The organism is Chryseobacterium sp. CBTAP 102 (assembly GCF_003201365.1).
In the GTDB taxonomy this organism is placed as follows: Bacteria; Bacteroidota; Bacteroidia; order Flavobacteriales; family Weeksellaceae; genus Chryseobacterium; species Chryseobacterium candidae.
In genome coordinates, this window is sequence record NZ_QICX01000005.1 from 160,297 (window position 1) to 182,343 (window position 22,047).

At 35.6% G+C, this 22,047-nt stretch carries 30 protein-coding genes; 13 read left to right on the forward strand and 17 right to left on the reverse strand.

Going from position 1 to position 22,047, the window contains the following annotated elements; genetic code table 11:
- Nucleotides 1-169: 169 nt before the first annotated feature.
- From C8D70_RS09045 to C8D70_RS09070, 6 genes are all read right to left on the reverse strand, one after another.
- Nucleotides 170-610 carry a GNAT family N-acetyltransferase gene (locus tag C8D70_RS09045; protein WP_076596343.1) on the reverse strand — a complete coding sequence of 147 codons (441 nt, stop codon included), beginning with the start codon at nucleotides 608-610 and terminating at the stop codon, nucleotides 170-172.
- Between the two features lie 325 nt (nucleotides 611-935).
- On the reverse strand, nucleotides 936-2,135 hold the full coding sequence (tyrS, locus tag C8D70_RS09050) for a tyrosine--tRNA ligase (RefSeq protein ID WP_110367093.1): 1,200 nt from the start codon (nucleotides 2,133-2,135) through the stop codon (nucleotides 936-938).
- A 475-nt stretch (nucleotides 2,136-2,610) separates the two neighbouring features.
- Nucleotides 2,611-3,201: an NAD(P)H-dependent oxidoreductase gene (locus tag C8D70_RS09055; RefSeq protein ID WP_110367094.1), complete on the reverse strand. Its 591-nt coding sequence runs from the start codon at nucleotides 3,199-3,201 to the stop codon at nucleotides 2,611-2,613.
- 75 nt (nucleotides 3,202-3,276) lie between these two features.
- Nucleotides 3,277-4,095: a helix-turn-helix domain-containing protein gene (locus C8D70_RS09060; RefSeq protein ID WP_110367095.1), complete on the reverse strand. Its 819-nt coding sequence runs from the start codon at nucleotides 4,093-4,095 to the stop codon at nucleotides 3,277-3,279.
- Nucleotides 4,095-4,592, reverse strand: coding sequence for a GNAT family N-acetyltransferase (locus tag C8D70_RS09065; RefSeq protein WP_110367096.1), 498 nt, complete (start codon nucleotides 4,590-4,592; stop codon nucleotides 4,095-4,097). Before C8D70_RS09065 ends, C8D70_RS09060 begins: the two co-directional genes overlap by 1 nt.
- Nucleotides 4,570-5,190 (reverse strand): TetR/AcrR family transcriptional regulator, encoded by a 621-nt coding sequence (locus C8D70_RS09070; RefSeq protein WP_110367097.1) that lies wholly within the window; start codon nucleotides 5,188-5,190, stop codon nucleotides 4,570-4,572. Before C8D70_RS09070 ends, C8D70_RS09065 begins: the two co-directional genes overlap by 23 nt.
- Nucleotides 5,191-5,289: 99 nt before the next feature.
- Between C8D70_RS09070 and C8D70_RS21195 the strand changes: the two genes are divergently transcribed.
- The 4 genes from C8D70_RS21195 (at nucleotide 5,290) to C8D70_RS09085 (ending at nucleotide 7,657) form a co-directional block, all read left to right on the forward strand.
- The gene (locus tag C8D70_RS21195) at nucleotides 5,290-5,424 is read left to right on the forward strand and encodes a hypothetical protein (RefSeq protein WP_262509784.1); all 135 of its coding nucleotides are present in this window, start codon (nucleotides 5,290-5,292) and stop codon (nucleotides 5,422-5,424) included.
- Nucleotides 5,424-5,798 carry a hypothetical protein gene (locus tag C8D70_RS09075; RefSeq protein ID WP_110367098.1) on the forward strand — a complete coding sequence of 125 codons (375 nt, stop codon included), beginning with the start codon at nucleotides 5,424-5,426 and terminating at the stop codon, nucleotides 5,796-5,798. The genes C8D70_RS21195 and C8D70_RS09075 overlap by 1 nt, the downstream gene beginning before the upstream one ends.
- Before the next feature lie 204 nt (nucleotides 5,799-6,002).
- Nucleotides 6,003-6,578, forward strand: a complete 576-nt coding sequence (locus C8D70_RS09080) for a Crp/Fnr family transcriptional regulator (RefSeq protein ID WP_110367099.1) — start codon at nucleotides 6,003-6,005, stop codon at nucleotides 6,576-6,578.
- Nucleotides 6,579-6,637: 59 nt separating this feature from the next.
- On the forward strand, nucleotides 6,638-7,657 hold the full coding sequence (locus tag C8D70_RS09085) for an NAD-dependent epimerase/dehydratase family protein (RefSeq protein WP_110367100.1): 1,020 nt from the start codon (nucleotides 6,638-6,640) through the stop codon (nucleotides 7,655-7,657).
- Nucleotides 7,658-7,669: 12 nt separating this feature from the next.
- Here the strand turns inward: C8D70_RS09085 and C8D70_RS09090 are convergent, their stop codons facing one another.
- Nucleotides 7,670-8,293 (reverse strand): hypothetical protein, encoded by a 624-nt coding sequence (locus tag C8D70_RS09090; RefSeq protein WP_110367101.1) that lies wholly within the window; start codon nucleotides 8,291-8,293, stop codon nucleotides 7,670-7,672.
- 297 nt (nucleotides 8,294-8,590) lie between these two features.
- Between C8D70_RS09090 and C8D70_RS09095 the strand changes: the two genes are divergently transcribed.
- On the forward strand, nucleotides 8,591-9,154 hold the full coding sequence (locus C8D70_RS09095) for a TetR/AcrR family transcriptional regulator (protein WP_110367102.1): 564 nt from the start codon (nucleotides 8,591-8,593) through the stop codon (nucleotides 9,152-9,154).
- A gap of 41 nt (nucleotides 9,155-9,195) precedes the next feature.
- Nucleotides 9,196-10,602: an MFS transporter gene (locus C8D70_RS09100; protein WP_110367103.1), complete on the forward strand. Its 1,407-nt coding sequence runs from the start codon at nucleotides 9,196-9,198 to the stop codon at nucleotides 10,600-10,602.
- A gap of 9 nt (nucleotides 10,603-10,611) precedes the next feature.
- Here the strand turns inward: C8D70_RS09100 and C8D70_RS09105 are convergent, their stop codons facing one another.
- From C8D70_RS09105 to C8D70_RS09150, 10 genes are all read right to left on the reverse strand, one after another.
- The gene (locus tag C8D70_RS09105; RefSeq protein WP_110367104.1) at nucleotides 10,612-11,715 is read right to left on the reverse strand and encodes a serine hydrolase domain-containing protein; all 1,104 of its coding nucleotides are present in this window, start codon (nucleotides 11,713-11,715) and stop codon (nucleotides 10,612-10,614) included.
- A gap of 102 nt (nucleotides 11,716-11,817) precedes the next feature.
- Nucleotides 11,818-12,261 carry a class I SAM-dependent methyltransferase gene (locus tag C8D70_RS09110; RefSeq protein ID WP_110367105.1) on the reverse strand — a complete coding sequence of 148 codons (444 nt, stop codon included), beginning with the start codon at nucleotides 12,259-12,261 and terminating at the stop codon, nucleotides 11,818-11,820.
- Nucleotides 12,262-12,428: 167 nt separating this feature from the next.
- Entirely contained in the window at nucleotides 12,429-12,842 is a 414-nt protein-coding gene (locus C8D70_RS09115) for an SRPBCC family protein (RefSeq protein WP_110367106.1), read from the reverse strand.
- A 3-nt stretch (nucleotides 12,843-12,845) separates the two neighbouring features.
- Nucleotides 12,846-13,349, reverse strand: a complete 504-nt coding sequence (locus C8D70_RS09120; RefSeq protein ID WP_110367107.1) for an SRPBCC domain-containing protein — start codon at nucleotides 13,347-13,349, stop codon at nucleotides 12,846-12,848.
- 28 nt (nucleotides 13,350-13,377) lie between these two features.
- On the reverse strand, nucleotides 13,378-13,704 hold the full coding sequence (locus C8D70_RS09125) for an ArsR/SmtB family transcription factor (protein ID WP_076596331.1): 327 nt from the start codon (nucleotides 13,702-13,704) through the stop codon (nucleotides 13,378-13,380).
- A 163-nt stretch (nucleotides 13,705-13,867) separates the two neighbouring features.
- Complete coding sequence (locus tag C8D70_RS09130; protein ID WP_228402547.1) at nucleotides 13,868-14,068, reverse strand: YqaE/Pmp3 family membrane protein; 201 nt, start codon at nucleotides 14,066-14,068, stop codon at nucleotides 13,868-13,870.
- Between the two features lie 27 nt (nucleotides 14,069-14,095).
- Nucleotides 14,096-14,479, reverse strand: a complete 384-nt coding sequence (locus C8D70_RS09135; RefSeq protein ID WP_076596329.1) for a tetratricopeptide repeat protein — start codon at nucleotides 14,477-14,479, stop codon at nucleotides 14,096-14,098.
- A gap of 49 nt (nucleotides 14,480-14,528) precedes the next feature.
- Nucleotides 14,529-14,948, reverse strand: coding sequence for a DUF1801 domain-containing protein (locus C8D70_RS09140; RefSeq protein WP_076596328.1), 420 nt, complete (start codon nucleotides 14,946-14,948; stop codon nucleotides 14,529-14,531).
- Nucleotides 14,949-15,036: 88 nt separating this feature from the next.
- The gene (locus C8D70_RS09145; RefSeq protein ID WP_110367108.1) at nucleotides 15,037-15,453 is read right to left on the reverse strand and encodes a hypothetical protein; all 417 of its coding nucleotides are present in this window, start codon (nucleotides 15,451-15,453) and stop codon (nucleotides 15,037-15,039) included.
- A gap of 13 nt (nucleotides 15,454-15,466) precedes the next feature.
- Nucleotides 15,467-17,515: a M3 family metallopeptidase gene (locus C8D70_RS09150; protein WP_110367109.1), complete on the reverse strand. Its 2,049-nt coding sequence runs from the start codon at nucleotides 17,513-17,515 to the stop codon at nucleotides 15,467-15,469.
- Nucleotides 17,516-17,728: 213 nt separating this feature from the next.
- On the opposite strand from C8D70_RS09150, the gene C8D70_RS09155 reads away from it, so the two are divergent.
- The 7 genes from C8D70_RS09155 to rimM all read left to right on the forward strand — a co-directional run bounded on the left by C8D70_RS09155 (nucleotide 17,729) and on the right by rimM (nucleotide 22,010).
- Nucleotides 17,729-18,259, forward strand: coding sequence for an SRPBCC family protein (locus tag C8D70_RS09155; RefSeq protein ID WP_110367110.1), 531 nt, complete (start codon nucleotides 17,729-17,731; stop codon nucleotides 18,257-18,259).
- 166 nt (nucleotides 18,260-18,425) lie between these two features.
- Nucleotides 18,426-18,875 (forward strand): hypothetical protein, encoded by a 450-nt coding sequence (locus C8D70_RS09160; protein ID WP_110367111.1) that lies wholly within the window; start codon nucleotides 18,426-18,428, stop codon nucleotides 18,873-18,875.
- A gap of 117 nt (nucleotides 18,876-18,992) precedes the next feature.
- Nucleotides 18,993-19,628, forward strand: coding sequence for a DoxX family membrane protein (locus C8D70_RS09165; RefSeq protein ID WP_110367112.1), 636 nt, complete (start codon nucleotides 18,993-18,995; stop codon nucleotides 19,626-19,628).
- Between the two features lie 46 nt (nucleotides 19,629-19,674).
- Nucleotides 19,675-20,184 (forward strand): nitroreductase, encoded by a 510-nt coding sequence (locus C8D70_RS09170; RefSeq protein WP_110367113.1) that lies wholly within the window; start codon nucleotides 19,675-19,677, stop codon nucleotides 20,182-20,184.
- 1 nt (nucleotide 20,185) lies between these two features.
- On the forward strand, nucleotides 20,186-20,770 hold the full coding sequence (locus C8D70_RS09175; RefSeq protein WP_110367114.1) for a hypothetical protein: 585 nt from the start codon (nucleotides 20,186-20,188) through the stop codon (nucleotides 20,768-20,770).
- A 116-nt stretch (nucleotides 20,771-20,886) separates the two neighbouring features.
- Entirely contained in the window at nucleotides 20,887-21,453 is a 567-nt protein-coding gene (locus tag C8D70_RS09180) for a 30S ribosomal protein S16 (RefSeq protein WP_110367115.1), read from the forward strand.
- A gap of 14 nt (nucleotides 21,454-21,467) precedes the next feature.
- Nucleotides 21,468-22,010 (forward strand): ribosome maturation factor RimM, encoded by a 543-nt coding sequence (rimM, locus tag C8D70_RS09185; RefSeq protein ID WP_110367116.1) that lies wholly within the window; start codon nucleotides 21,468-21,470, stop codon nucleotides 22,008-22,010.
- Nucleotides 22,011-22,047 lie beyond the last annotated feature (37 nt).

Genomic DNA, 22,047 nt, shown 5'->3' on the forward strand with positions numbered 1-22,047 from the left:
GCTTGTCATTCTGAATGAAATGAAATGTAGTGAAGAATCTCATATGGATGTTTATGTATGAAATTCTTCCTTTGTCAGAATGGCAAAAATCAAATTATTTGATTTTTGAGAAACCCCATTTTAATTAAAGAAAACCAACGGCATTAGCCGAAATCTAAGTAAATTCACTTTACTCCCTTTCCGTTTCCATAAAATAAGAATACTGATCTTCATCCACGATTCTGAAACCAAGACTTTTATAAAGATACTGAGCCTTATTGGTTTTTAAGACACTTAATGACACCGTTTTTCCTGCTAATGAGGCTTCCTCCAGAATATCAGACAAAATCTTTTTTCCAAGTCCTTTGCCCTGTTGGCTGGGATCTATCTGAAGCTGCAGAATATCAATATTGGTAAATGTTCTGTCTAGTTTTAACAGTCCGATAGGTTGATTGTTTAAATAGATAATATTGGCTTTTTCAAACTGATACAGAATTCTTTGCATAGTCGTTTCCCTATCCGTGGAAAGTCCGGAAGCTTCATAATGAGGATTCATGGTTTTCATTCTGAGATTGAGAAGAAAATCAATATCAGTTTCATCAGCTTGTTTATAGCGAAGGTTAAGATCCATATTCAAAAATAAAAAATTAAAGCTTATTTTAATACAACTTTCAGTCCCATTTTTTTCTTACATATGTTAAAGGTTGGAAGCTGGAAGAAGGAAGCTGGATGTTACTATTGTGTCGTAGAGGTCTTTTGCCTTTTTTAATCGCTTTTGTTAAAAAAAATATTTCTGTCAAAGAACTTCATAAGTTTCACGTCTGCCAAAAACTTCCTTCTCCCATCTTCCATCCTTACTTACATTTTAGCTTTTGTTAAAAAAAAATTCCTGTCAAAAAAATTCATAAGTTCATCGTCTGCCAAAACTTCAATCATCCAGCTTCCTGCTTCCATCTTCATACCAGTTCAAAAAAGCCCCTTCTCCCAATTTTTATTTTAGTTTGAGGAATCAGTTCTATTTTTTCATTTGCGTCCGTTATTTTAATGGTATTGATCTGAATACCTCCACTCTCAATTAATCTTCGTATGGCCGATTTGCTGAGGTCATTTTTAAGCTGATGACAAAGTTCAATAATAGAAATTCTGTTTTCCATACCTTTCAATAGACCAATGGCTACAGGTTCATAGACTTTATCCTCAAAATTTTTATTCTGAAACTGATTGATGAAAAACTGTTCTGCATTTTCCGCTGAAGCCGAATTATGGTATTGGCTGATGATATTTTTAGCAATCAGCTTTTTAATATTCATAGGGTTTTCACCTTCTTTTATTCTCGAAAAAAGTGCTGTTTTTTCCTCTACAGAAAAATCAGTGGTAAGATTGATAAACTCCTCAATCAAAGCATCCGGAATAGACATGGTTTTTCCAAACATTTCATTGGGTTCGTCCGTTAGCCCGATAATATTGTTCAGGGATTTACTCATTTTTTCCTTTCCGTCAAGCCCTTTCAGTAATGGCATGCACATCACAATCTGAGCTGGCATTTGGTGTACTTCCTGAAGCTGTCTTCCCATGGTACAGTTGAAAAGCTGATCCGTGCCCCCCATTTCAATATCACATTTTATTTTTACAGAATCAAAACCCTGAAGAATAGGGTATACCAGTTCATGCATAGCAATAGGGGTATTTTCTGTAAACCTTTTATTAAAATCATTGCGGTGCATCAATTGAGCAACGGTAACTTTTGAAAGCAGCTGAATTACCTCAGAAAAGTTTAAAGCATCCAGCCAGTCAGAATTGAAAACAATCTTCGTCTTCTGTACATCAATTACCTTGGAAAGCTGATTGATATAGGTCTGGGCATTATGCCGCACATCTTCAGCACTCAAAGGTTTTCTTGCTTTGTTTTTTCCGGTGGGATCACCAATTCTTGCCGTAAAACTTCCTACCACAATAACGATCTGATGCCCCAGGTCCTGAAACTGTTTCAGTTTTTTTAAGACTACGGCATGTCCCAGATGCAGATTCGGAGCCGTGGGATCAAAGCCTAGCTTGATGATAAGTTTTCTGTTTTCCTTTTCGGCTTGAGCCAGTTTTTCTTCCAAACCATTTTCCGGCAGGATGATAGCCACATTTTCTTGTAATGAATCAATCATGTTGAATAGTTTTAAAATGAAAAAAGCCCGGACAGGTACTGTCCGGGCTCTATATATACGTTAGATTATTTTATTGGATTACAGATATAGAAAGTCTTCCCGAACGATAGTCCGGAGTGTAATATTCACTGAAGAATGGAAGACGTAATATGCTGTTCAGATGTTTCATTGTGACAATATACAGGGATTTCCTGAGGAGCCAGTATTTAAACCATTAAGACATATTGCAGGGTTATAACAAGATTTGTTTTTAAGAAAAAACTTAACCATCCATCAATCTTAATGGCTTAAAATAATGGTTCAAAACAATTTTACTTGCGATTTTTGAAGCCAATTTCATGCCACAAATCCCTTAAAAGCAAAATACAGGATAAAGATATAAAAACCGTGTTTTATTATTTTTTTCGTCACTTGGTAAGAAGCCTTTATAACAGGGCTGATCTTCCAGTTTTCAATAGACGTTATTATAGAAAAATTAATCTTTAAGGACATGTTCAGAGTATAAATTTTTAATCTGATCTTTCCAGATGTCCAGATTTTCTGCAGACGCTTTGTCTGCTTTATCAAAAAATAAATGGCTGATGATCTCCAGTCCGGAATAGATGAAAATACCATTGTCGGAGGTCAGTGTAAGCGCTTTATCCATTCCTGTTTTTTCATATTCTTCATTAGATTTTCCATGGGTATTGATAATTACAGTTTTTTTACCTTTCAAAAGACCTTTCTGTATACCCTGATCATAACGGTAAGCAAACCCATAACTGAATACACGGTCTATATATCCTTTCATCATAGCCGGAAGTCCCGTCCACCAGATCGGATAAATAAAGGTGATCCGTTCTGCCCATGAAATATGCTCCTGTTCAGTCCTTACATCATCCGATATTTCTCCTATACGCTGTCCCTGCATATCTGCGAGAGAAAGTACCGGATCGAAACCGATTGTATAAAGATCCCTTACAATAATTTCCTCGTTACGGGATTGGAGTGTTTCAACAACAGTGCTTAAAAGATGATGATTTAAGCTGTTTTCATTAGGGTGCGCGTAAATGATTAAATGTCTCATTGTTTGGATTGTTAAGATTAATGAGACAAAAGTACTGCGGGGTACTTCTCAAAAATTGTAAGAAAACGAAATGGTCTATTGGGATTTAGGATTACAGATTTCCTGCTGGAATTTTAAATACTGAGCCGGTGAAATGTTGATAAAATGCTTGAAATCATGAATAAGCTGGCTCTGATCATAGTAACCGCATTCATCAATGATGGTGAACCATTTGACCTGTTTTTGTTTTTCGGTTTCCTCTTCAATTATTTTTATCGCTTTTAAAAAACGATTATAACGGTTAAGCTCTTTTAAAGAATATCCAAACTGTTCTTTCTGCTTTCGCTGAATGTTTCTTTCCGTCTGTTGAGTCTGCTCCGCAATTACTTTGACAGGATTTAAAAGATGATTATCAAAACTGCTCAAAAGCTGGCTGGTAGAATCCTGATGCTGAAGATAGGGGCTGCAGAATTCAAGAATATGATTTACCTGTTCTGTGGTTGAATCCAATTGTGTAAGCTGGTGCCAAAGATCCGTAAAACAATTTTCTTCCAACAGTTCGTCCGGATGTCTTACCGACTGCTCAATGGATATCTTCCCAAAAAATCTGAAAAAAGCATCATCTTTAAAATTAGCAACAAGAATAGAACATCCTGCAGGAAGTGTATATTCGAAAGCTTGTCTCACAGGTCCGAATACCATACATTTATCCAGATTTATAATGGTCTTTTCACGAGTAGACATGGTAGCACTTTCCCCAAAACAAAATAACAGTATCGTCTGATAAGTGGGTAAAAGTGTTTTGGCAACTGATGTTTCAGAAGTATTTTCAGCAAAATAAAAGTGAGTAAATACGTTTTCAAATTCATGTGGAACTGAAATTCTGTACTCATTATATTCCGGATGTAATTTCATTATTTGGAAAGGGTTTTTACCATTTTATAATTGGTCAAAGCAATTCCTTTTACATTGACTGTCTGCTCCTGTACAATTTGAAAACCGACTTTTTCAAAAAATGGCCTGGCAGTTTTGCTTACATCAGCGGTAAGTTTTTTCTCAGAATGCTGCAAAGCTTCTTTTTCAATTGAATGATAAAGCTTGGAGGCAATTCCTTTGCTCTGATGATCTTTGTGTACAAAAAGCAGATCAATATAATTTCCCTGATCGAGCGTACAGAAACCCACTATCTGATTTTCGGTGACAGCAATTAAAACATATTGATCTCTGATCACTTTCATCCATCTTTCCTCATTCTCCGCACCGGATTTCCAGGCTTCGATCTGTTGAATATCGTAATCTTTTTTACCTACTTCATCTATTGTTGCTCTAAAAAGCTGCAACATTTCGGGGAGATCATCATTGGCTCCTTTTCTGAGGGTTATGCTGTGATTATGGGATGTAATGTTCTTCATACAGTTTTTGCTGTTCTTTATTGAAATGTGGATAAAAAAGATTCATTTGCAGAAGAGTATAATGCTGAACCGCTTCTTTTGGATTAAGTTTCAAAATAAGCCTGTTGTGCGTAAGCCAGTTGTCGGCAATAATAAAAATCTGCTCAACAAGACCATCAATTATAAAATGAGGAATATCTTTCTGAAATATATTGCTCTTCTGAAGATCCGAAAAAATCTGCTGGAATTCTTCTTTTCTGCTAAAATTAATCCTTTCATATTTAGATTCTACGTCAGGATTCTGGCTCAGAATATCTATAAAATTGATAAATATAAAACGATAGGAATAAAAAATTTCGGAGGTAGAATACGTGAATTTGTAGAGATCTTCCAGTGTTTTATTCTCTGTTTTTTTCATCAGGTTCAGAAGCTCATCCATTTTTAGGGTAAGTTCTGAGAAAAGGATTTTAATGATATCTTCTGAGTGCTTGAAATGATAATGAAGATTTCCTGCACTGATATTAAGTTCAGCCGCAATATGCCTTGTGGTAACATTGTTATACCCTTTGTCATTAAATAATTCCAATGCTTTGGACAGAATTTTATCCTTGGTCTTCATAATTCAAAGATAAGAATATCAAAGGGGATATAAATCATATTTTTAAAATTAGAACAATTGTTCTAATTTAATATATTTGCACTATCAAATCTTATGACAATGGAAGGTAAACAGAAATTCAATTATGATTCAGCAGAAAGTACTGATAAAGAAAATAGGGCAGATCCTCAGGAAGTTATATCAAAAATAGTGCAGGTGATTCTCGGGATAATAATGGCCATATTGCATCTGTAATGAAAAAAAGAATTTCATATTGGTTTCTGCTGGGGCTGGCAGTCTGGGGTATCATTATTCTGCTGAGACGAAGCGGAATTTTTATCCCTGTTATCAATGATTATTTTACGGATTGTATTACAGTTCCTATGTATTGCTATCTGATAGAATATATCATGAATTCGGTTCTGAACTATCAATGGAAACCTGATTTGAAATTTATGCTGACCTCAGTATTGTATCTTTCTTTTCTGTTTGAAGTACTCTGCCCGAAACTGTCTACCAGTTTTACCGGTGATTTTCTTGATGTACTGGCTTATTCTGTAGGAGGAACAGGATATTATTTTTTTGCAGTCAGGCAGATTCATAAAAAAGGCGGCAGTTCCACATTGTAAAGGAAACTGCCGGCTGTGTTATAGTTTTTATCCTGATTCACAAATTATTTTTGCCGCATTTTAAGTGACAGTTTTTTCCGGTTATATTTACAAGACAATTATTGAGTGCAGGAAGTTACATTGGAGGTCAATATTTTTTTAAACTCATTACTATTGAAATTTTCTTTTGGTATTTTTGTGTAAGATTAAAACAGATTTATTTCAATGTACGACAAGCTTTTACAATATATGCATTCCGGTTATGGTTTCACTCAGGAAGAAACAGAGACGGTCAGAAAATATTTTGAGCCTGTGGCATTTTCTAAAAATACAATAATAGAAGAGGCTGGAAGAGTACCTCAATATCTTTATTATATTGTTTCAGGTTATCTTAGGCTTTTTTATACAGATGAAAAGGGTAATGAAGCGACAACACATATCAATTGTCCACCGGGATTTTTTACGTCTTATTCCGATTTTATCAACAGTACTGTTTCAGAAAATACCATAGAATCTGTCACTGATTCTGAACTTTTGAGAATTTCCAAAGAAAATCTTGATCATTTGATCAGCCAAAGTCAGGCTATGAAAGATTTTAGCATTTCAGTTTTTCAACAGTCGATATCATATAATGAAAAGCGTTCCAGAGAATTATCTGTTTTGAATGCTGAACAACGCTATCTGCAACTCATGAATGATTATCCTGAAATTATTCAAAATGTTCCTATCCAGTACATCGCTTCATTTTTAGGGATGAAGCCAGAAAGTCTGAGCAGAATCCGGAGAAAAATAATTAACTAACAAAAGTCAAGTGGTTCCGGTTCCGGGAAGATGAAGTTTGCAGCATTAAAATTAATATAATGACAAAAAATAATCTAAGCCTTGTCTCAGGAGCTAATGGACATTTGGGAAATAATTTAGTAAGATTTTTATTAAAACAGGGACTTCCGGTACGGGCAGCAGTAAGAAATACAAAGAACAGAAAGCCTTTTGAAGGATTGGATTGTGAGCTGGTACAGGCGGATATTACCGACAAGGCCTCTTTTGTAAAAGCCCTTCAGGGTGTGGAAACATTTTATGCGGTAGGAGCTTCTTTTAAATTATGGGCTAAAGATCCCAGAAAAGAAATCTATGACGTTAATATCAATGGTACCCGGAATACCATCGAAGCCGCTGCAGAAGCAGGCGTAAAGAAAATAGTGTATGTAAGTTCTATTGCCGCACTCGATTATACAAAGTTACCTGCCAGAGAAAGTAACGGTTATAATCCGGATCGTAGAGATATGTATTATAATTCTAAAAATGATGGAGAGAAACTGGCTTTTGATCTGGCGGCAAAACACGGTATAAAACTTGTTTCCGTCTTGCCTTCCGCTATGATTGGCAGTAAAGCATTTTTACCGTTAAATGTTTCCTATGGAGTTCTCAAATTAATTTTGAATAGAAAAATCCCTGTAGATACTAAAATTACCCTGAACTGGATTGATGTGAAAGATGTTGCAGAAGGATGCTTTCTGGCAGCTGAAAAAGGACGTTCCGGTGAACGTTATATCCTTGCCAATGAAAAGTGTATGACCATCACGGATACCACCATTCTGGCCAATACCCTTTATCCGGAGCTGAAACTGAATATTCCGCGTTCCGTTCCCAGGAGTATCTTGTTTACAATTGCCGGTATCATGGAATTGACTGCAAAACTAAGCGGAAAGCCACCCGTACTCACCCGAAAAGATATTGCTATGTTTTCAGGGTTACAGCAGGATTTTGATATTTCTAAAGCCAGAACTGAATTGGGATTCAATCCCAAAAGTCCCGAAGAAGCTGTGAAAGAAGCATTAGATTATCTCATGAGAAATCCCGGAATGCTTGTAGAGACTTAAAAAGCCTCATTTTTATTGATTCTCGAGCTTGATGATAGAACCTTTGTAAAATTTGGTCAGATCATACAGATCTGTAAAGTAATGCTGAAGATCCGGGATCAGTTTATGATCAGGCTCTTTCAGTCCACATTGGTTTTCTGCCAGGAGATATAAAGATTTGTTGTCCGGTTTCAGATATTCACAAAGTATATTATCCTGATGCTGTTCTCTGTTGAGAATTTCTGTAAGAAATATTCCGTAGATCAGAAATTGATTAAAATTTTTAGCATCAACCATGTAATTCATGTCCTGCTTCAGAAGCTTTTCATAATCTGAAAGAATCTGCACGAAATTTTCGGCATGAACAGTTGTTGGAATTTCATAAAAAAGATCAATACCATTGATGAAAAGCTGTGTTTTGGTTTCCTCGTGATCTGAAGAATATACTTGATGAAACCACTGGAAAATAAGCAGAAGTTCTTCCTGAGTAAGTTCTTCAACGGAATCTTTTACTTTTTCTTTAATGGTTTCAAGGGTATTTTGCGCTTCAGGCTGAAGGAATTTCAGAATATTTTCTTCTTCACGGCAGAGCTTATTGTACAAATTAATCTTGGCAATAGTAGGATTGGTCTTGATGAAATAAAGTTCTTCTGCCATAGTTATTTACCAAATTAGATTTCAAATGGTTGTTTAAATATACGAAATATGCGTCAACTGTATTAAAAAAATTAATATGCTGTGAATGGTATGGTTATTTTACCGTTTTATGAAGTGCAATTCTGTTTCCTTCTGATTCTTCAGATTCTGCTACTGCAAAAACACATTTTTTGTCTGCTTTTTTAGGTATGATAACAGTCAGGAGATTATTTCCTGAATCTAAAATAGAATTTTATCTCAATTATAAAAATATATAGACTTATCTATTTTTTATTTACTTTTGTAAAAATTTTTACGATGAAAAAAGAAAAAGTGCGCGAAAGAATTATCAGGGTTGCTTCAGATCTGTTTTACAGACAAGGGTACAATTCTACGGGAATCAATCAGATTATTGCTGAAGCTGATATCGCCATTGGTTCTTTGTATAATCACTTTTCATCTAAAAATGATCTTCTTCAGGCTTATCTTGTCAAAGAGGAACTTAGCTGGTTTGAAGGGTTTGAAAACAGCACCTCTAAAATTTCAGATCCGAGAGAAAAACTTCTTACCCTCATTGATTACAGAAAAAAACTGCAGCAGACCTCAAAGTTTGCAGGGTGCCACTTTATTAAAATTGTGTCCGAAATAGGAGAAGGTAATCCTTCCGTTTCCGGTTTTGTCAAAGAGCATAAAGAAAAACAAAAAGAGATGATTAGAACACTCGTTAATGAATATGCAGTTCAAGTGCAGAAGATAGATTCTGATTTAATAGCAGAAAATATTTTCCTTTTAATAGAGGGAGCAGTTGTTACATCCACGATCAATAGACAAAATGATGCTTTTGACCAGGTGAAAAAAATTGTTCAGGGTTTATTGCCTTAACTTTTTTTTGATACATTAAAAATAGATATATCTATATAAAAATGAAATATAAGTATTTGAAATTATTGGTGATATTGTTGGGTCAGTTGTTGACGATAATGGATATTTTTATCATCAATGTGTCCATACCTTCGATACAAAGAGACCTTCATGCTTCTCATGGAGAAATGCAGTTTATGATTGCAGCTTATCTTATCGGTTTTGCTTCTTTACTGATTACCGGAGGAAGATTGGGAGATCTGTACGGAAGAAAAAAGATCTATATCACCGGATTATTAGCTTTCATGGTCAGTTCCATTGCGTGTGGGCTTTCTGCAGGTGCGGAGCAGCTGGTTATTTCAAGGTTTGTGCAGGGGATAAGCGCTGCTATGATGGCTCCGCAGGTACTTTCCATGATACAGATTATGTTTCCTGATCATCAGAAACGTATCAAAGCGATGGGCTGGTATGGGATTACCATTGGAATAGGAACTGTTCTGGGGCAGTTTCTTGGAGGTTATTTTTCGTCTCTGACAATGATAGAAGAACCCTGGAGACTTATTTTCCTGATGAATATTCCCATATGTTTACCGGCTGTTTTCTTTACCCTGAAACTAATGGATGAGTCTAAAATTTCTGTACAGCAGTCTTTTAATGCCGGCGGTGTTTTAGTTCTTTCTGGAGGATTGTTCTGTGCTACTTATGCCTTTACTATGTCTGAGCATGAAGGGTTTAATTTCAAGAATGGGTTATTAATGATTATTTCAGCCGGAATTTTGTTCATTTTTATAAAAGATCAGAAGAAAAGAATCCACAATAAACGTTCTTATCTGATTGATTTTGAACTGTTCCGTTTTACAAACTTTAACCTGGGGATTGTAGCGGTTTCCTTCTTTTTTATCATGCTGGACTCTTATTTTTATATTCTGTCTCTCTTTTTTCAAAATGGATTAAAGATCAGTCCTTTAGATGCAGGTGAGATTATAGTTTTTCAGGGATTGGGTTTTATTGTGGCTTCCGTTCTTTCAGTAAAGCTGATTTTAAGATATGGCAAAAAAGCCCTGATAGCAGGACTTTTCTTTATTATTGTAGTTCTTGTCTTTCAGTTGTTTTTATTCAGAATGGAGACTGGCTTTCCGGTTTTCTGTCTGCTGTTATTTTTGCATGGACTGGGAATAGGATCTGTCATACCATCGCTTGCTACTATTGCTTTGTCGGGAATGTCTGAAAAGCTGATCGGGAATGCATCCGGTGTTTATAATACTTTTCAGCAGATTGCAGCCATTGTCGGAATAGTTGCTGTAGGTAGTATTTTTTATTATTTTCTTGGAGAAAAACCTGTTGTAAAGCATTATAACAATGCTTTCTCTGTTGCTCTGCTGATTAATATTTTCTGTCTGATTTTTGTAATGATCTGTATTTTTAAAGTTCCGGATCATGTTCTTCCTGAAACGAGGTATAAAAAATAAATACTGCTTTTATTGTTTTTTTGATGAGGTTTTAATTTCATTTAAAGTGGCTTTTGCCATATTTCTGGTTATTTCAGTAGGAGAGTGGCAGTCACAGTTGCTGAGGCCAATTACGTAGATATTTTCACTGGGAATGTAAATACCCATGCTTTTAAATCCAAAGACACTTCCACCATGCTCGCGGTCAGAAATTCCATTGATCTCTTTCAAATGCCATCCGTATCCGTAAGTAAATTCTTCACCATTATTCAGTTTATATTTCTGAAAAGCTTTTTGAGTTTCTGTTGAATCCAGCAATAGATTTTGCTGTAAAGCCTGCTGCCATTTCAGCATATCATCTGCCGTAGACATCAATGAACCGGAAGAAAAGGGAATGCTGAAACTGATAACGGTTTTATTTACAAATCCCTGTTCTTTTTTGTGGTAGCCATATGCTCTTTGAGGAATAACTTTTCTGTCGGAAGCGTAATAGGAATGATTCATTCCTGCCTTATCAAAAATATTTTTCTTAATAAAATTTTCATAAGTGATCCCCGAAACAAGTTCGATAATATATCCCAAAACAATATAGCCGGAATTGTTGTAATCAAATTTTTCTCCCGGAGCGAAATCTACAGGTTCGTTTTTGAAAAAATTGACCATCTCTTCAGGTTTCATCTCTTTTTGAGCGATGGAAGAAAGCGATTTTATTTTCGTAAAATCTTTTATTCCGGAAGTATGCGTCAGAAGATGATGAATAGTGATCTTATCTCCGTTGGGATAATCTTTGATGTATTGGGAAACAGGATTATTAACATTGAGTTTCCCTTGCTGCTCGAGCATCAGAATGGCTATGGCAGTAAACTGTTTGGTCATAGAACCGATCTGGAAAACATTGTCCGGAGTCATATTCACATTGAGTTCAAGATTGGCTTTACCAAATGCTTTCCGGTACAGGTTTTTTCCGTTTTGAGTGATCAGAAATACACCTCCCGGTTCATTTTTATTTCCGAATTCAGTTTGAATAATACTGTCAATTTTCTTTTCATATCCTTTTGATTGTAACTGAGCATCCATCGTATTGTTTAAAAATGGAAGCAAAGCAAGAGTGGTTATCAGTTTTTTAATAATCATATCGATGTAATTTGTTATACAAAGATATAAAACATTTTTATTACTATGTTATACAATATAGGTGATTGTTTTTTTATTTTAAAATGTTGATATTCTATAAAATTATTTGGAAACAGAAATGACTAACATCATAGGTCTGCGGAGTTCTTCTTTCATCTCACGAATTTCTTTCAACATGTCCGGAGTTGACTTTGGCTCGATGATTTCTCTGATTTTGAAACCGTGCTTTAATAATGTATTTAAATAAGAAGTTAGAGTACGGTGGTATTGGGTCACATTTTCACCCAAAAAAATATTGTTTCTTTTTCTTTCTGTAAAATATCGGTCTACGGTCCAGCAGATTTTTTCACCATTTGTATCATACATCCAGTCCTGACCGCCTTCCGCAGTAAATACAGGATGCTCTACTGAAAATACAAAAGATCCGCCGGGAGTAAGCCATGTATAGATGTGCTGAGCAATAACATCGAATGATTCTATATAATGTAATGGGAGTGAGCTGAGTATTACATCAAATTTTTCTGCAGGATAATCAACATCTTCCAGAGCTTTTCTTTCATAGCTTCAAAAATTGAGGTTCTTTGAACTCAGCCATTCAGACTTTGAAAAGTAAATGTACAATATTATTGGAATTCAGGGTTTTCTAATCACTGAAAAAGTAAAAGCTGAATCTAAAAGATCCAGCTTTATATCAATCCTCATGGGAGAATTTTTTAATTCGATTCTGTGTATTTTTTGAAATTATCGAGAATGGCCTGCCAGCCTGCTTTCTGCATTTCTTCAGGGTTCTGGTTTTCCGGATCGAAAGCTACATCTACATGGGTCTGACCCTCTTTTTCTTTAAAATCAACCTGTACCTGTCTTCCGTCCGGCATAGTGTACTTAAAGCTTTCCCCATCTTTTATTTCGTCATATACAGCCTCAAAGTCGAAACCGAAGCTTCCATCTTTAGCTTCCATTCTTGCCGCATATTTTCCGCCTACTTTCATATCATTGGAAGCAGAAGGACACTGCCATGAAGGATCAGCAAAGTTCCATTGGATGATGTTTTCGGGATTTGTGTAATAATTCCATACTTTTTTTGCATCTGCATTAATGGTAGCAGAAACTGTGATTTTTTGGCTCATTTTTTATGGGTTTAATGTGAGTAATAATTCGTCAAGTTTTTCCAATGTAGCTCTCATTCCCTGTTCCATACCCATTTCGATAATGGTTTCCAGATCAGTTAAGGATTGATAGGTGACAATAGTTTCTACAAGGGTGTTTTCATTTTTATCCGTGAAAGTGACTACCCATTCTGCCTGAGGAAGGTCTGTGTTGATTTCTCCTTTTTCATTACAGAATGCATCGCTGGAAGTATAAGAATCAATGGAGTTGATCTTATGGTAGCTTACCCAGCCCCAATATTCTGTTCCATTGGGCTCTACCATAGCATAATGCCAGTGTCCGCCTTCACGGAATTCCATTGATTTTGTTTTTGTGGTCAGTGGTTTCGGGGCAAACCAGCGGTCCAGAAGTTCACTTTTTGTGTAGCAGTCCCATACCAATTGTCGGTTGGCCATAAACTCACGTCTGATCGTTAAGGTGTTCTTTTCTTTGTCTGCAAGAAAATCGAACTGAAGATGATGTTTCATAATACTATTTTATAGTTTGGTTGTTGTATTAAATTTTATTCTGCTGGCTTTTTAATGTGGTCAGTAAAGTATCAAGCTGCCCGAAACGGCTTTCCCAGATTTTTCTGAATTGTTCCAGCCAATGATCTATTTCTTTCATCTTATCAATTTCTAACAAGTAATAAATTTCCCTTCCCTGGTGATTTTGAGTCACCAATTCACATTCTGTCAGGATTTTAAGGTGTTTTGAAACAGCCTGTCTTGTGGTATCAAAATGCTCTGCAATGGCATTGGGTGTCATTGCCTGTACTGCGATCAGCGCAATAATGGCCCTGCGTGTGGGATCTGCTATTGCCTGGAAAATATCTCTTCTCATAGATGATGATTTTTAAATGAAACCATATGGTTGCAAATATATATGCAACTTTTCGGTTTCGCAAATTTTTATCATGAAAATTATAAATCAAAAATTAGAAAATAATAGATGGTGTTTGTTAATTGATTTTAAATCAGTTGTTTGTGTTGGTTTTGAGTAAGCTTTATCTTTTGTTTTCCCGCATTGCTTTTATTAGCCTGTCATTTCTTTTATCGGCTCTTGCATTATTTAAAGAAAGTACGGCCCAGATAGCAGCAGGAAGCCATCCGATCAGAGTGATCTGTAAAATCAGACATACGATTCCGGTGAGAACTTTTCCACGGACCATGAAAGATAAGAATGGGAGTAATATGGCTAGTAGCATGATTTTTTGTTTTTAATGAATTGATTTTTAACGGGACTCAGGATCAAAATAGGCTTTAAAAGTGAGAGGGTCTTCCGTTTTATCCTCCGCTTCTTCAAGATATTCCAAATACTCTTCCTGATGTTTTTCCATATAAACAAGAACAATGGCAAGATTTACAAAAAGATTTTTGTCTTTGGAACCTAAATCCAATGCCTTTTTTAAATACTCCAGAGCCATTTCATTTTCTCCCATATCAGAATAAATAGCACCAATATTGATTAAAGCTGAAGTATTTTCAGGTTCAATAAGTAAAATTTCCTCTAATTCTTTAACTAAAAGCTCGTTCAAAGTGTCCCAATGGTCTTCATTTTCCCATCTTTTAGCCTGAAGTTTTTTTACGTTTTCTAATCTTGTTGTTATCGTGCTCATTATTTAAAATTACAGAATGAATGCTTACTTAATGTGCAAATTTAGCTTTTTACTCTTTAAGTCCATCCAGTATGGCAGCTTTCAGGATTTGAATATTGATATCTTTCAATGCTTTGAACTTAATACAATATCCAGTGACGCTGGCTTTACCTATTTTTTCTCCATAGGTTTTAGATAAATAAGTTTTATCACTGATATTCATGATATAAAGGGAAATACCTGTTGTATTGGCGCTCATTCCAATCTGATAAAAATCTCTTGTTTTTCCGCCAGCATACTGCATGGTATATGATCCATATCCGATATTGGGATTGGAAACTGTCTTGTTTTCGCTGTTTTTACCATCGAGGAACCACAGCTGGCAATCCGGCATGAGTTCGAGAATGATTTGATGGAGTTCCTCCATATCATTACGTTTAACTTCCGGTTGGCTGTTGATATAGTCCTGAATTTGTTCTTGGGTGGTCATGGATCAGGAATTGATTTTGAAATTATCGAGCTACTAATTTAAAACAAAAAGAACAGCAATCGCTGTTCTTTATATTGTATTTTCTGATCTATGGGATCAGTTTTTTCATTGTTTTTTCTGTTTTCATCAGTTCACCTTGTGGAATCTGATGATGAAGATAGGTGAAAAGCAAATTGGTGACCCAGCTGTTTTCAACCTGATGAATGTAGTAAGAGCAAATCAAACCAAAATCATCCGAAATATAAGCCGGAAGATCCGAAGAACCAGTACTTTTGAAAGTGGAAACAAAAATCTCCTTTCGGATATCAGTTATCTGGTCTTCTGTTTCCTCATCAAAAGTTTTTTCTTCAATCACCTGATACGCTTTCATCCATTCATCTGAAAACTCTGCAGAATCTCTGTTGTCAAGAATTTCATCAATCTTTTCTGGAGTAGTATTGTCAAGAGCTGTTTTTAAAGATTGATTAAAAATAGTTTCCAGCATGTTAATTTTTTCTGTCGTCATCTCAGTCTGTATTCTATCCAAACGCTCTTTTCAGCAAACTTTCTACTTTTGGTTCACTACCTCTGAAATTTTTATAAAGCTCCATCGGATCTTTTGTTCCGCCCGAAGAAAGTAATACTTTATATTTGGCTGCAATCTCAGGATTAAAAATTCCGTTTTCTTTGAAATACTGGAAAGCATCAGCATCCAGAACTTCCGCCCATTTGTAAGAATAATATCCTGCGGAATATCCTCCCTGGAAAATGTGTGAGAAACTTGGGCTCATTGCTGTTTCAGCATTAGAAGGGTAAAGAGTGGTTGCTTGGGTATATTTATCTTCAAACTCTTTAACGCTTTCGTTTTCCAGTTCTGCCACTTTTGTGTGATAGTTCATATCCAGAAGTCCAAAACCTAGCTGTCTTAAAGTCTGATATCCTTCCATGAAGTTTTTAGACTGCTCAATTTTTTCAATTTTTTCGTCAGGAAGTACTTCTCCGGTCTTATAATGTGTTGCAAAAGTTTTTAAGAATTCCGGCTCATAGCAGAAATTTTCCAGAAACTGTGACGGAAGTTCTACAAAGTCCCATTTCACAGAAGTTCCGGAAAGAGTAGGATATTGAGTATCTGCCATCATCCCGTGAAGTGCATGCCCAAACTCGTGGAATAAAGTAGTCACTTCCTGGAAAGTCAGTAAGCTAGGGGTATCTTTTGTTGGTTTGCTGAAGTTGCAGACAATGGAAATATGAGGACGGGAATTTTCCCCGTTTCGCTTGTATTGGTTTTTGTAGCTGGTCATCCATGCGCCGGCTCTTTTTCCTTTTCTCGGAAAATAATCAACGTATAATAACGCCTTATAATCAGATTCTGTCTTTCCTGTACTGGAAACCGCTATAATTTCTTTTACTTCATATACTTTTACATCGTCGTGGTATTTCGGAATGTCATTTCTTTCCTCAAAAGTCAGTCCGAAAAGTTCTCCAGCCAGCCCGAATACAGCATCCTGTACCTGGTTTAACGGAAAATAGGGTTTTAATTCTTCATCATTAAGATCAAATTTCGCCTTACGAAGTTTTTCAGCATAGAATGCATGGTCGTAACCTTGCATTTCCTCAATTCCGTCAGCTTTTGCTAACGCTTTTAATTCTTCAATTTCTTTATCAGCATACGGTTTTGCTTTGGCCAGAAGTTCATTTAAAAAATCCAAAACTTTTACCGGAGACTTGGCCATTCTTTCTTCAAGAACGAAATCAGCGTAGTTTTTATATCCTAAAAGTTCAGCTTTTTGTTGTTTTAAATTCAGAAGTTCTTTAATCAAATTCTGATTGTCAAATTCACCACCATCGAAAGACTTTTTACCATTGGCTAAAGCCAGCTCCTTTCTCAGTTCACGGTTTTCAGCATAGGTCATGAATGGAATATAGCTTGGATACTGTAAAGTGACCACCCAGCCTTCAAGATTCCTTTCTTTCGCTTCTTCAGCATATTGATCAATGATCGCCCCAGGAATTCCTGCAAGATCTTCTTTATTAGTGATATGTTTAAAATAAGCATTGGTGGATGCCAGTACATTTTGTCCGAACTGTAAAGATTTTAAAGAAAGATCCATGCTGATTTTCTTTAATTTTTCTTTGTCTTCCTCATTCAGTAAAGCACCGCTTCTTACAAAACCTTTGTAGGTTTCATTCAAAAGCATTTCCTGCTCTTCATTCAGATTATATTTTTCCTTTTCATCATATACTTTTTTAATTTTGTTGAAAAGGGCTTCGTTTTGAGAAATTTTTGAAGAATATTCCGTTAAAATTGGTGAAACCTCCTGGGCAATCTGCTGAATTTCATCGCTGGTCTCTGCAGAATTTAAATTGAAAAAAATATTGGATACCACATCCATCTGTTCTCCGGAATAGGCCAATGCTTCAATAACATTTTCAAAAGTAGGAGCTTCAGAATTATTGACAATCGCATCAATTTCTGCTTCAGATTGTTGAATTAAATCTTTAAATGCCGGAAGATAATCTTCATTTTTAATGACATCAAACGGGGCTGAATGATATGGAGTGTTAAATTTTTCTGTTAAAATATTCATTTTTGGATCTTTTTGTATAAGGTAAATGTAATGATTCATTGGGAATCACAGCTGAAATGCTCAAAAATAATGCCTCACTGGCAAGTTGTGACAAAAATACCTTATCTTTAATTAATCTTGTCATATGAAAAGATGGAGTGATGTGGGATTATTTAATTTTGAGAACAGATTTGAAAATTATTATTTAAATAAATAACCTTAAATATATAAACTATGAAAACACTCTTAAAAATTATCGGTATCATCATCGTACTGATTCTTATCTATGCTGTCATTGCTGTGCTGGCTTTCAGTAAAGACTATCACTATGAAAAATCTGTTGTCATCAACGCACCCCAGGAAAAAGTATGGACTTATACGGGGAACTTAAAAGGATATAACCAATGGGATCCTTTCTCCAAAGCCGATAAAAACATTGTGATTACCTATTCAGGAGAAGGAGATAAATTAGGAGATTCTTATCACTGGAAAGGAGATAAAAATGTAGGGGAAGGTGAACAATCTATTACCGAACTGATCCCTAATCAGAAAATGGCGACAAAACTTCACTTTATAGAACCTTTTGAAGGATATGCAAAAGCTAATATTGTGCTGACTCGTGAAGGGAATGGAACCAGAGTAACCTGGATGATAGATAATGAACTGAATAGTATGATGAAGATTATGAAGCCTATGATGGATAATAACATGGATAAAATGTTTGGTCAGGGTCTGGATAATCTTAAGAAATTAGCCGAAAAATAATAAGAAAGCCTTGTAAAGTTTACAGGGCTTTATTATTCATAGAGTGTAATCATAGTCTTCTATACTTTCATTTTTGCGGATAATGCCCATTTTTCAAAAGTTATTTTCCATTACGTTATTGAAATATTATTCTAAAAATATTATCTTTATATAAAGAATCGATTGTATGGAGAAGATTGTATTTGAAAAAAGTGATATCAGAGACTTTGTGAAGACAATCATTGCAGAGAAAATTGAAAAGCTTAAAAACTTTATTGAATTTACCCTTGAAGCCAGCCGCGATATTAAAAAAACTCCGAAATATGACAGCATGAGAGAAGAGATGCAAGAGGAGATTTATCAGATGCAGCGACAGCTGGGGGCTTTGAATGATCTTAAAATAAATATGGCAAAAGTCCTGAATACAGCTACAGAAAGAGTACAGCTTGGCTCGCTGGTCATCACCAACAAAGCCAGGTTTTATATATCAGTGTCATTAGGTGAATTCTTTTTTGAAGGAGACAGGTTTTACGCGATATCTCCGGAAAGTCCTATGGCAAAAAAAATGATGGGCATGAAACCAGGCGATGAATTTACCCTAAACAAAATCCATCAGAAAATTGTGGAAGTATTATAAATGTGCATAGCAAATTTTGCCTCACAACTAAATCATGAATGGATCATAAAAGAAAGCTTCAAATTTATTTGAAGTTTTCTTTTTATTTAATATTTTGGACATCAGAAATATATAACCATGAAATTTGATAATTTAAGAACCAGCAGGTTCAATCATTGGGTAATTATACATCTGAGATATCTGGTGGGCTTTGCTTTTTTTCCGTCAGGACTGGTAAAGCTATTGGGGGAGAGGTTCACAAGAATTTCAACAGATCATCCGATCGGGTATTTCTTTGAAGCTCTTTATCGGTCTGGTTTTTATTGGAATTTCTTAGGACTGGCACAGCTAACAGCCGGAATTCTACTGATGACTCAGCGTTTCGCAACACTTGGAGCATTGATGTTTCTGGCTATATTGACTAATATATGGATCATTACTATCAGTCTCTCCTTTACTGGAACATGGATGATAACATCTTTAATGATGATAGCTGTTTTCATATTGGTAGTGTGGGATCAGCATAAACTGCTTCCAATTTTTAATTATAACAAGGCAAGTGTGGTAAAAGAATATCCAGATCCCGGCCGTAATTGGATAAGGGCCGGAGTGGTGTATGCTATAAGTTTTATTGCCTTGTACATGCTGAATCCTGTGGAAGGAGAAGAATATGAAAGATGGCTGGGGATATTATTGATCTTAATCATTCTTATAACCTTTATCATAAGTAATTACAAAGCGTATAAAAATTATAAAATAGCTATCAATAGTTGATGTTTTAAATGCAATGGATTGAATTTCATGTTGTAAATTTGCAGGCATGAATAATGCATCCATTTTAAAAGAAATCATAGAGCAAAGAAGAAGTATTTTTCCGAAGGATTATACCGATGCGGAAATCCCGCAGGAAGTTTTGGAGGAGATTTTAAACGCTGCTACATTGGCTCCCAATCATAAACGTACTAAACCCTGGCGTTTCAAAATATTCAAAGGGGAAGAAAAAGCACAGCTGGCATCAGAAATGCAGGCTATCTATAAAGCCACTACACCCGAACCACTTTTCCTGGAAAAAAAATACAATGATATTGGTTTCAAAATCAATAAAGCCAATGTTGTCGTTTCTATCGTAGTCAATTTCAGTGGTATGGTTCCGGAATGGGAAGAAATAGCAGCCACATCAATGGCCGTACAGAATATGTATCTTACCTGCACTGCAAATAATATCGGCTGCTACTGGAGTTCTCCCAAAATTGTAGACGAGTTGAAAAACTCTCTTACTATTGAGGAAAACCAGAAATGTCTGGGACTTTTCTATATGGGTGAAGTGTAAAATGAAGGATATTTACAGAAATTATAATGAGGAAGATTTGCATGCTGCTTATCTTCATATGACTGATCATACGGGCAAAGTCAATGATGAATTGCGTGAGGCCATCAGTCAGAAATTCAATTATGATGAATTTGTAAAAGCAGCAGAATACAGAAAAATACTAGTCAAAGAAAAGGGGAGAATTTCATTTGAAGTACACAAAAAAGTACAGAAAGGAGAAAATATAGATGCTATCCTTGAAAGTATTTCTTCAGAAATGATTGGCAGCAGCGATTTGAAGATTTTTATTCTGAATAAATTTGATCAGTTTTCAAAAGTTAGAGAAAACGATAAGATAGATAAGAAAATAATTTTCAAAAGCCTTTTAGGACTTGTAATAGCTTCTTTTACTGGAAGTCTTTTTTTTAAGGCTGTGATTACATCTACCGGACAGTTTTCATTTTTTCTGATGATACCTGCTTATATTATCAACTATTTGGTGATCTGTGGGATTACAGGAAAGACAAGAGATAATTTTGTTGTTTTCATGGCTGTTTTAATTTCTGTTATTATTTCAACAGTCTTCTCTTTTGCACTGTTTAGTTAAAAAAACAATTTGAATTTATAAAACTTTTCTCTCAGAGCTTTTTACTTCAAACTTTTTTATTATCTTTGCACTCTTAAATATTTAACTGGGACGAGTTCCCGTAAAATTCAAACATTATGTCAGTAAAAATCAGATTACAAAGACACGGTAAAAAAGGAAAGCCTTTTTTCCACATCGTGGTTGCAGATTCTAGAGCTAGAAGAGATGGTAGATTCATCGAAAAACTAGGTACTTACAACCCAATTACTAACCCGGCAACTATCGAATTGAACGTTGATTCTGCTGTAAAGTGGTTAAACAACGGTGCTCAGCCAACTGATACTGCTAGAGCTATTTTATCTTACAAAGGTGCTCTTTACAAAAAACACTTACAAGGTGGTGTAGCTAAAGGTGCTTTTGATGAAGCTGAAGCTGAAAAAAGATTCAATGCCTGGGTAGAAGCTAAAGATGCTAAAGTACAAGGTAAAGTAGACGGTTTAGCTACAGCTAAAGCTGATGCTAAGAAAGCTGCTTTAGAAGCTGAAGTAAAAGTAAACGAAGCCAGAGTTGCTGCTGCTGCACAAGCTGAAGCTGATGCTAAAGCTGCTGAAGAAGCTGCAAATGCACCTGCTGAAGAAGTTGTTGCTGAAGCTACAGAAGGAGAAACTCCTGCTGCTGAAACTGAAGAAAACACTGAAGCTTAAGAACAAACCCTGTTATGCGTAAAGAAGATTGCTATTTTTTAGGTAAAATCACACGCAGACATGGACTTGCGGGTAACGTAATCCTTAAATTGGATACCGATCAACCCGAGCTTTACAATAAACTGGAATCAATATTCGTTGAAATCAACGGATTATTGGTTCCATTTTTTATTGAAAAATCATCATGGAGCAAACTGGATGCTCTGAATCTTGCATTCAAAAATTCTTCTGAGGCTATGGTAGATCAGGTGTTGGGTAAAAGTGTTTACCTTCCACTTGCTTCACTGCCTAAACTTTCAGGAAAACAATTCTACTACCACGAAATCATCGGATTCGAGATTTTTGATCAGGATGATAACAACTGTGGCGTGATCAGATCTGTAAATGATCAGACAGCGCAAGTGTATTTCATTACCAATCTTGATGGGAAAGAAGTGGTTATTCCTATGATCAAAGACTGGATTCTTGAATTGGACAGAGAAGAAAGAACCATCAAAATGGAACTTCCTGAAGGTCTTATCGATGTTTTTCTGGTTCCTTCAAAGAAAGACGAATAGTTTTGCAATAAGCAAATAAGTTTTTCTTTCCTGCTTT

Bases quoted from the DNA above. Each gene is read 5' to 3' on its own strand.
- C8D70_RS09045 (WP_076596343.1), bottom strand. From the start codon at position 610: ATGGATCTTAACCTTCGCTATAAACAAGCTGATGAAACTGATATTGAT.
- tyrS (WP_110367093.1), bottom strand. From the start codon at position 2,135: ATGATTGATTCATTACAAGAAAATGTGGCTATCATCCTGCCGGAAAAT.
- C8D70_RS09055 (WP_110367094.1), bottom strand. From the start codon at position 3,201: ATGAGACATTTAATCATTTACGCGCACCCTAATGAAAACAGCTTAAAT.
- C8D70_RS09060 (WP_110367095.1), bottom strand. From the start codon at position 4,095: ATGAAATTACATCCGGAATATAATGAGTACAGAATTTCAGTTCCACAT.
- C8D70_RS09065 (WP_110367096.1), bottom strand. From the start codon at position 4,592: ATGAAGAACATTACATCCCATAATCACAGCATAACCCTCAGAAAAGGA.
- C8D70_RS09070 (WP_110367097.1), bottom strand. From the start codon at position 5,190: ATGAAGACCAAGGATAAAATTCTGTCCAAAGCATTGGAATTATTTAAT.
- C8D70_RS21195 (WP_262509784.1), top strand. From the start codon at position 5,290: ATGGAAGGTAAACAGAAATTCAATTATGATTCAGCAGAAAGTACTGAT.
- C8D70_RS09075 (WP_110367098.1), top strand. From the start codon at position 5,424: ATGAAAAAAAGAATTTCATATTGGTTTCTGCTGGGGCTGGCAGTCTGG.
- C8D70_RS09080 (WP_110367099.1), top strand. From the start codon at position 6,003: ATGTACGACAAGCTTTTACAATATATGCATTCCGGTTATGGTTTCACT.
- C8D70_RS09085 (WP_110367100.1), top strand. From the start codon at position 6,638: ATGACAAAAAATAATCTAAGCCTTGTCTCAGGAGCTAATGGACATTTG.
- C8D70_RS09090 (WP_110367101.1), bottom strand. From the start codon at position 8,293: ATGGCAGAAGAACTTTATTTCATCAAGACCAATCCTACTATTGCCAAG.
- C8D70_RS09095 (WP_110367102.1), top strand. From the start codon at position 8,591: ATGAAAAAAGAAAAAGTGCGCGAAAGAATTATCAGGGTTGCTTCAGAT.
- C8D70_RS09100 (WP_110367103.1), top strand. From the start codon at position 9,196: ATGAAATATAAGTATTTGAAATTATTGGTGATATTGTTGGGTCAGTTG.
- C8D70_RS09105 (WP_110367104.1), bottom strand. From the start codon at position 11,715: ATGATTATTAAAAAACTGATAACCACTCTTGCTTTGCTTCCATTTTTA.
- C8D70_RS09115 (WP_110367106.1), bottom strand. From the start codon at position 12,842: ATGAGCCAAAAAATCACAGTTTCTGCTACCATTAATGCAGATGCAAAA.
- C8D70_RS09120 (WP_110367107.1), bottom strand. From the start codon at position 13,349: ATGAAACATCATCTTCAGTTCGATTTTCTTGCAGACAAAGAAAAGAAC.
- C8D70_RS09125 (WP_076596331.1), bottom strand. From the start codon at position 13,704: ATGAGAAGAGATATTTTCCAGGCAATAGCAGATCCCACACGCAGGGCC.
- C8D70_RS09130 (WP_228402547.1), bottom strand. From the start codon at position 14,068: ATGCTACTAGCCATATTACTCCCATTCTTATCTTTCATGGTCCGTGGA.
- C8D70_RS09135 (WP_076596329.1), bottom strand. From the start codon at position 14,479: ATGAGCACGATAACAACAAGATTAGAAAACGTAAAAAAACTTCAGGCT.
- C8D70_RS09140 (WP_076596328.1), bottom strand. From the start codon at position 14,948: ATGACCACCCAAGAACAAATTCAGGACTATATCAACAGCCAACCGGAA.
- C8D70_RS09145 (WP_110367108.1), bottom strand. From the start codon at position 15,453: ATGACGACAGAAAAAATTAACATGCTGGAAACTATTTTTAATCAATCT.
- C8D70_RS09150 (WP_110367109.1), bottom strand. From the start codon at position 17,515: ATGAATATTTTAACAGAAAAATTTAACACTCCATATCATTCAGCCCCG.
- C8D70_RS09155 (WP_110367110.1), top strand. From the start codon at position 17,729: ATGAAAACACTCTTAAAAATTATCGGTATCATCATCGTACTGATTCTT.
- C8D70_RS09160 (WP_110367111.1), top strand. From the start codon at position 18,426: ATGGAGAAGATTGTATTTGAAAAAAGTGATATCAGAGACTTTGTGAAG.
- C8D70_RS09165 (WP_110367112.1), top strand. From the start codon at position 18,993: ATGAAATTTGATAATTTAAGAACCAGCAGGTTCAATCATTGGGTAATT.
- C8D70_RS09170 (WP_110367113.1), top strand. From the start codon at position 19,675: ATGAATAATGCATCCATTTTAAAAGAAATCATAGAGCAAAGAAGAAGT.
- C8D70_RS09175 (WP_110367114.1), top strand. From the start codon at position 20,186: ATGAAGGATATTTACAGAAATTATAATGAGGAAGATTTGCATGCTGCT.
- C8D70_RS09180 (WP_110367115.1), top strand. From the start codon at position 20,887: ATGTCAGTAAAAATCAGATTACAAAGACACGGTAAAAAAGGAAAGCCT.
- rimM (WP_110367116.1), top strand. From the start codon at position 21,468: ATGCGTAAAGAAGATTGCTATTTTTTAGGTAAAATCACACGCAGACAT.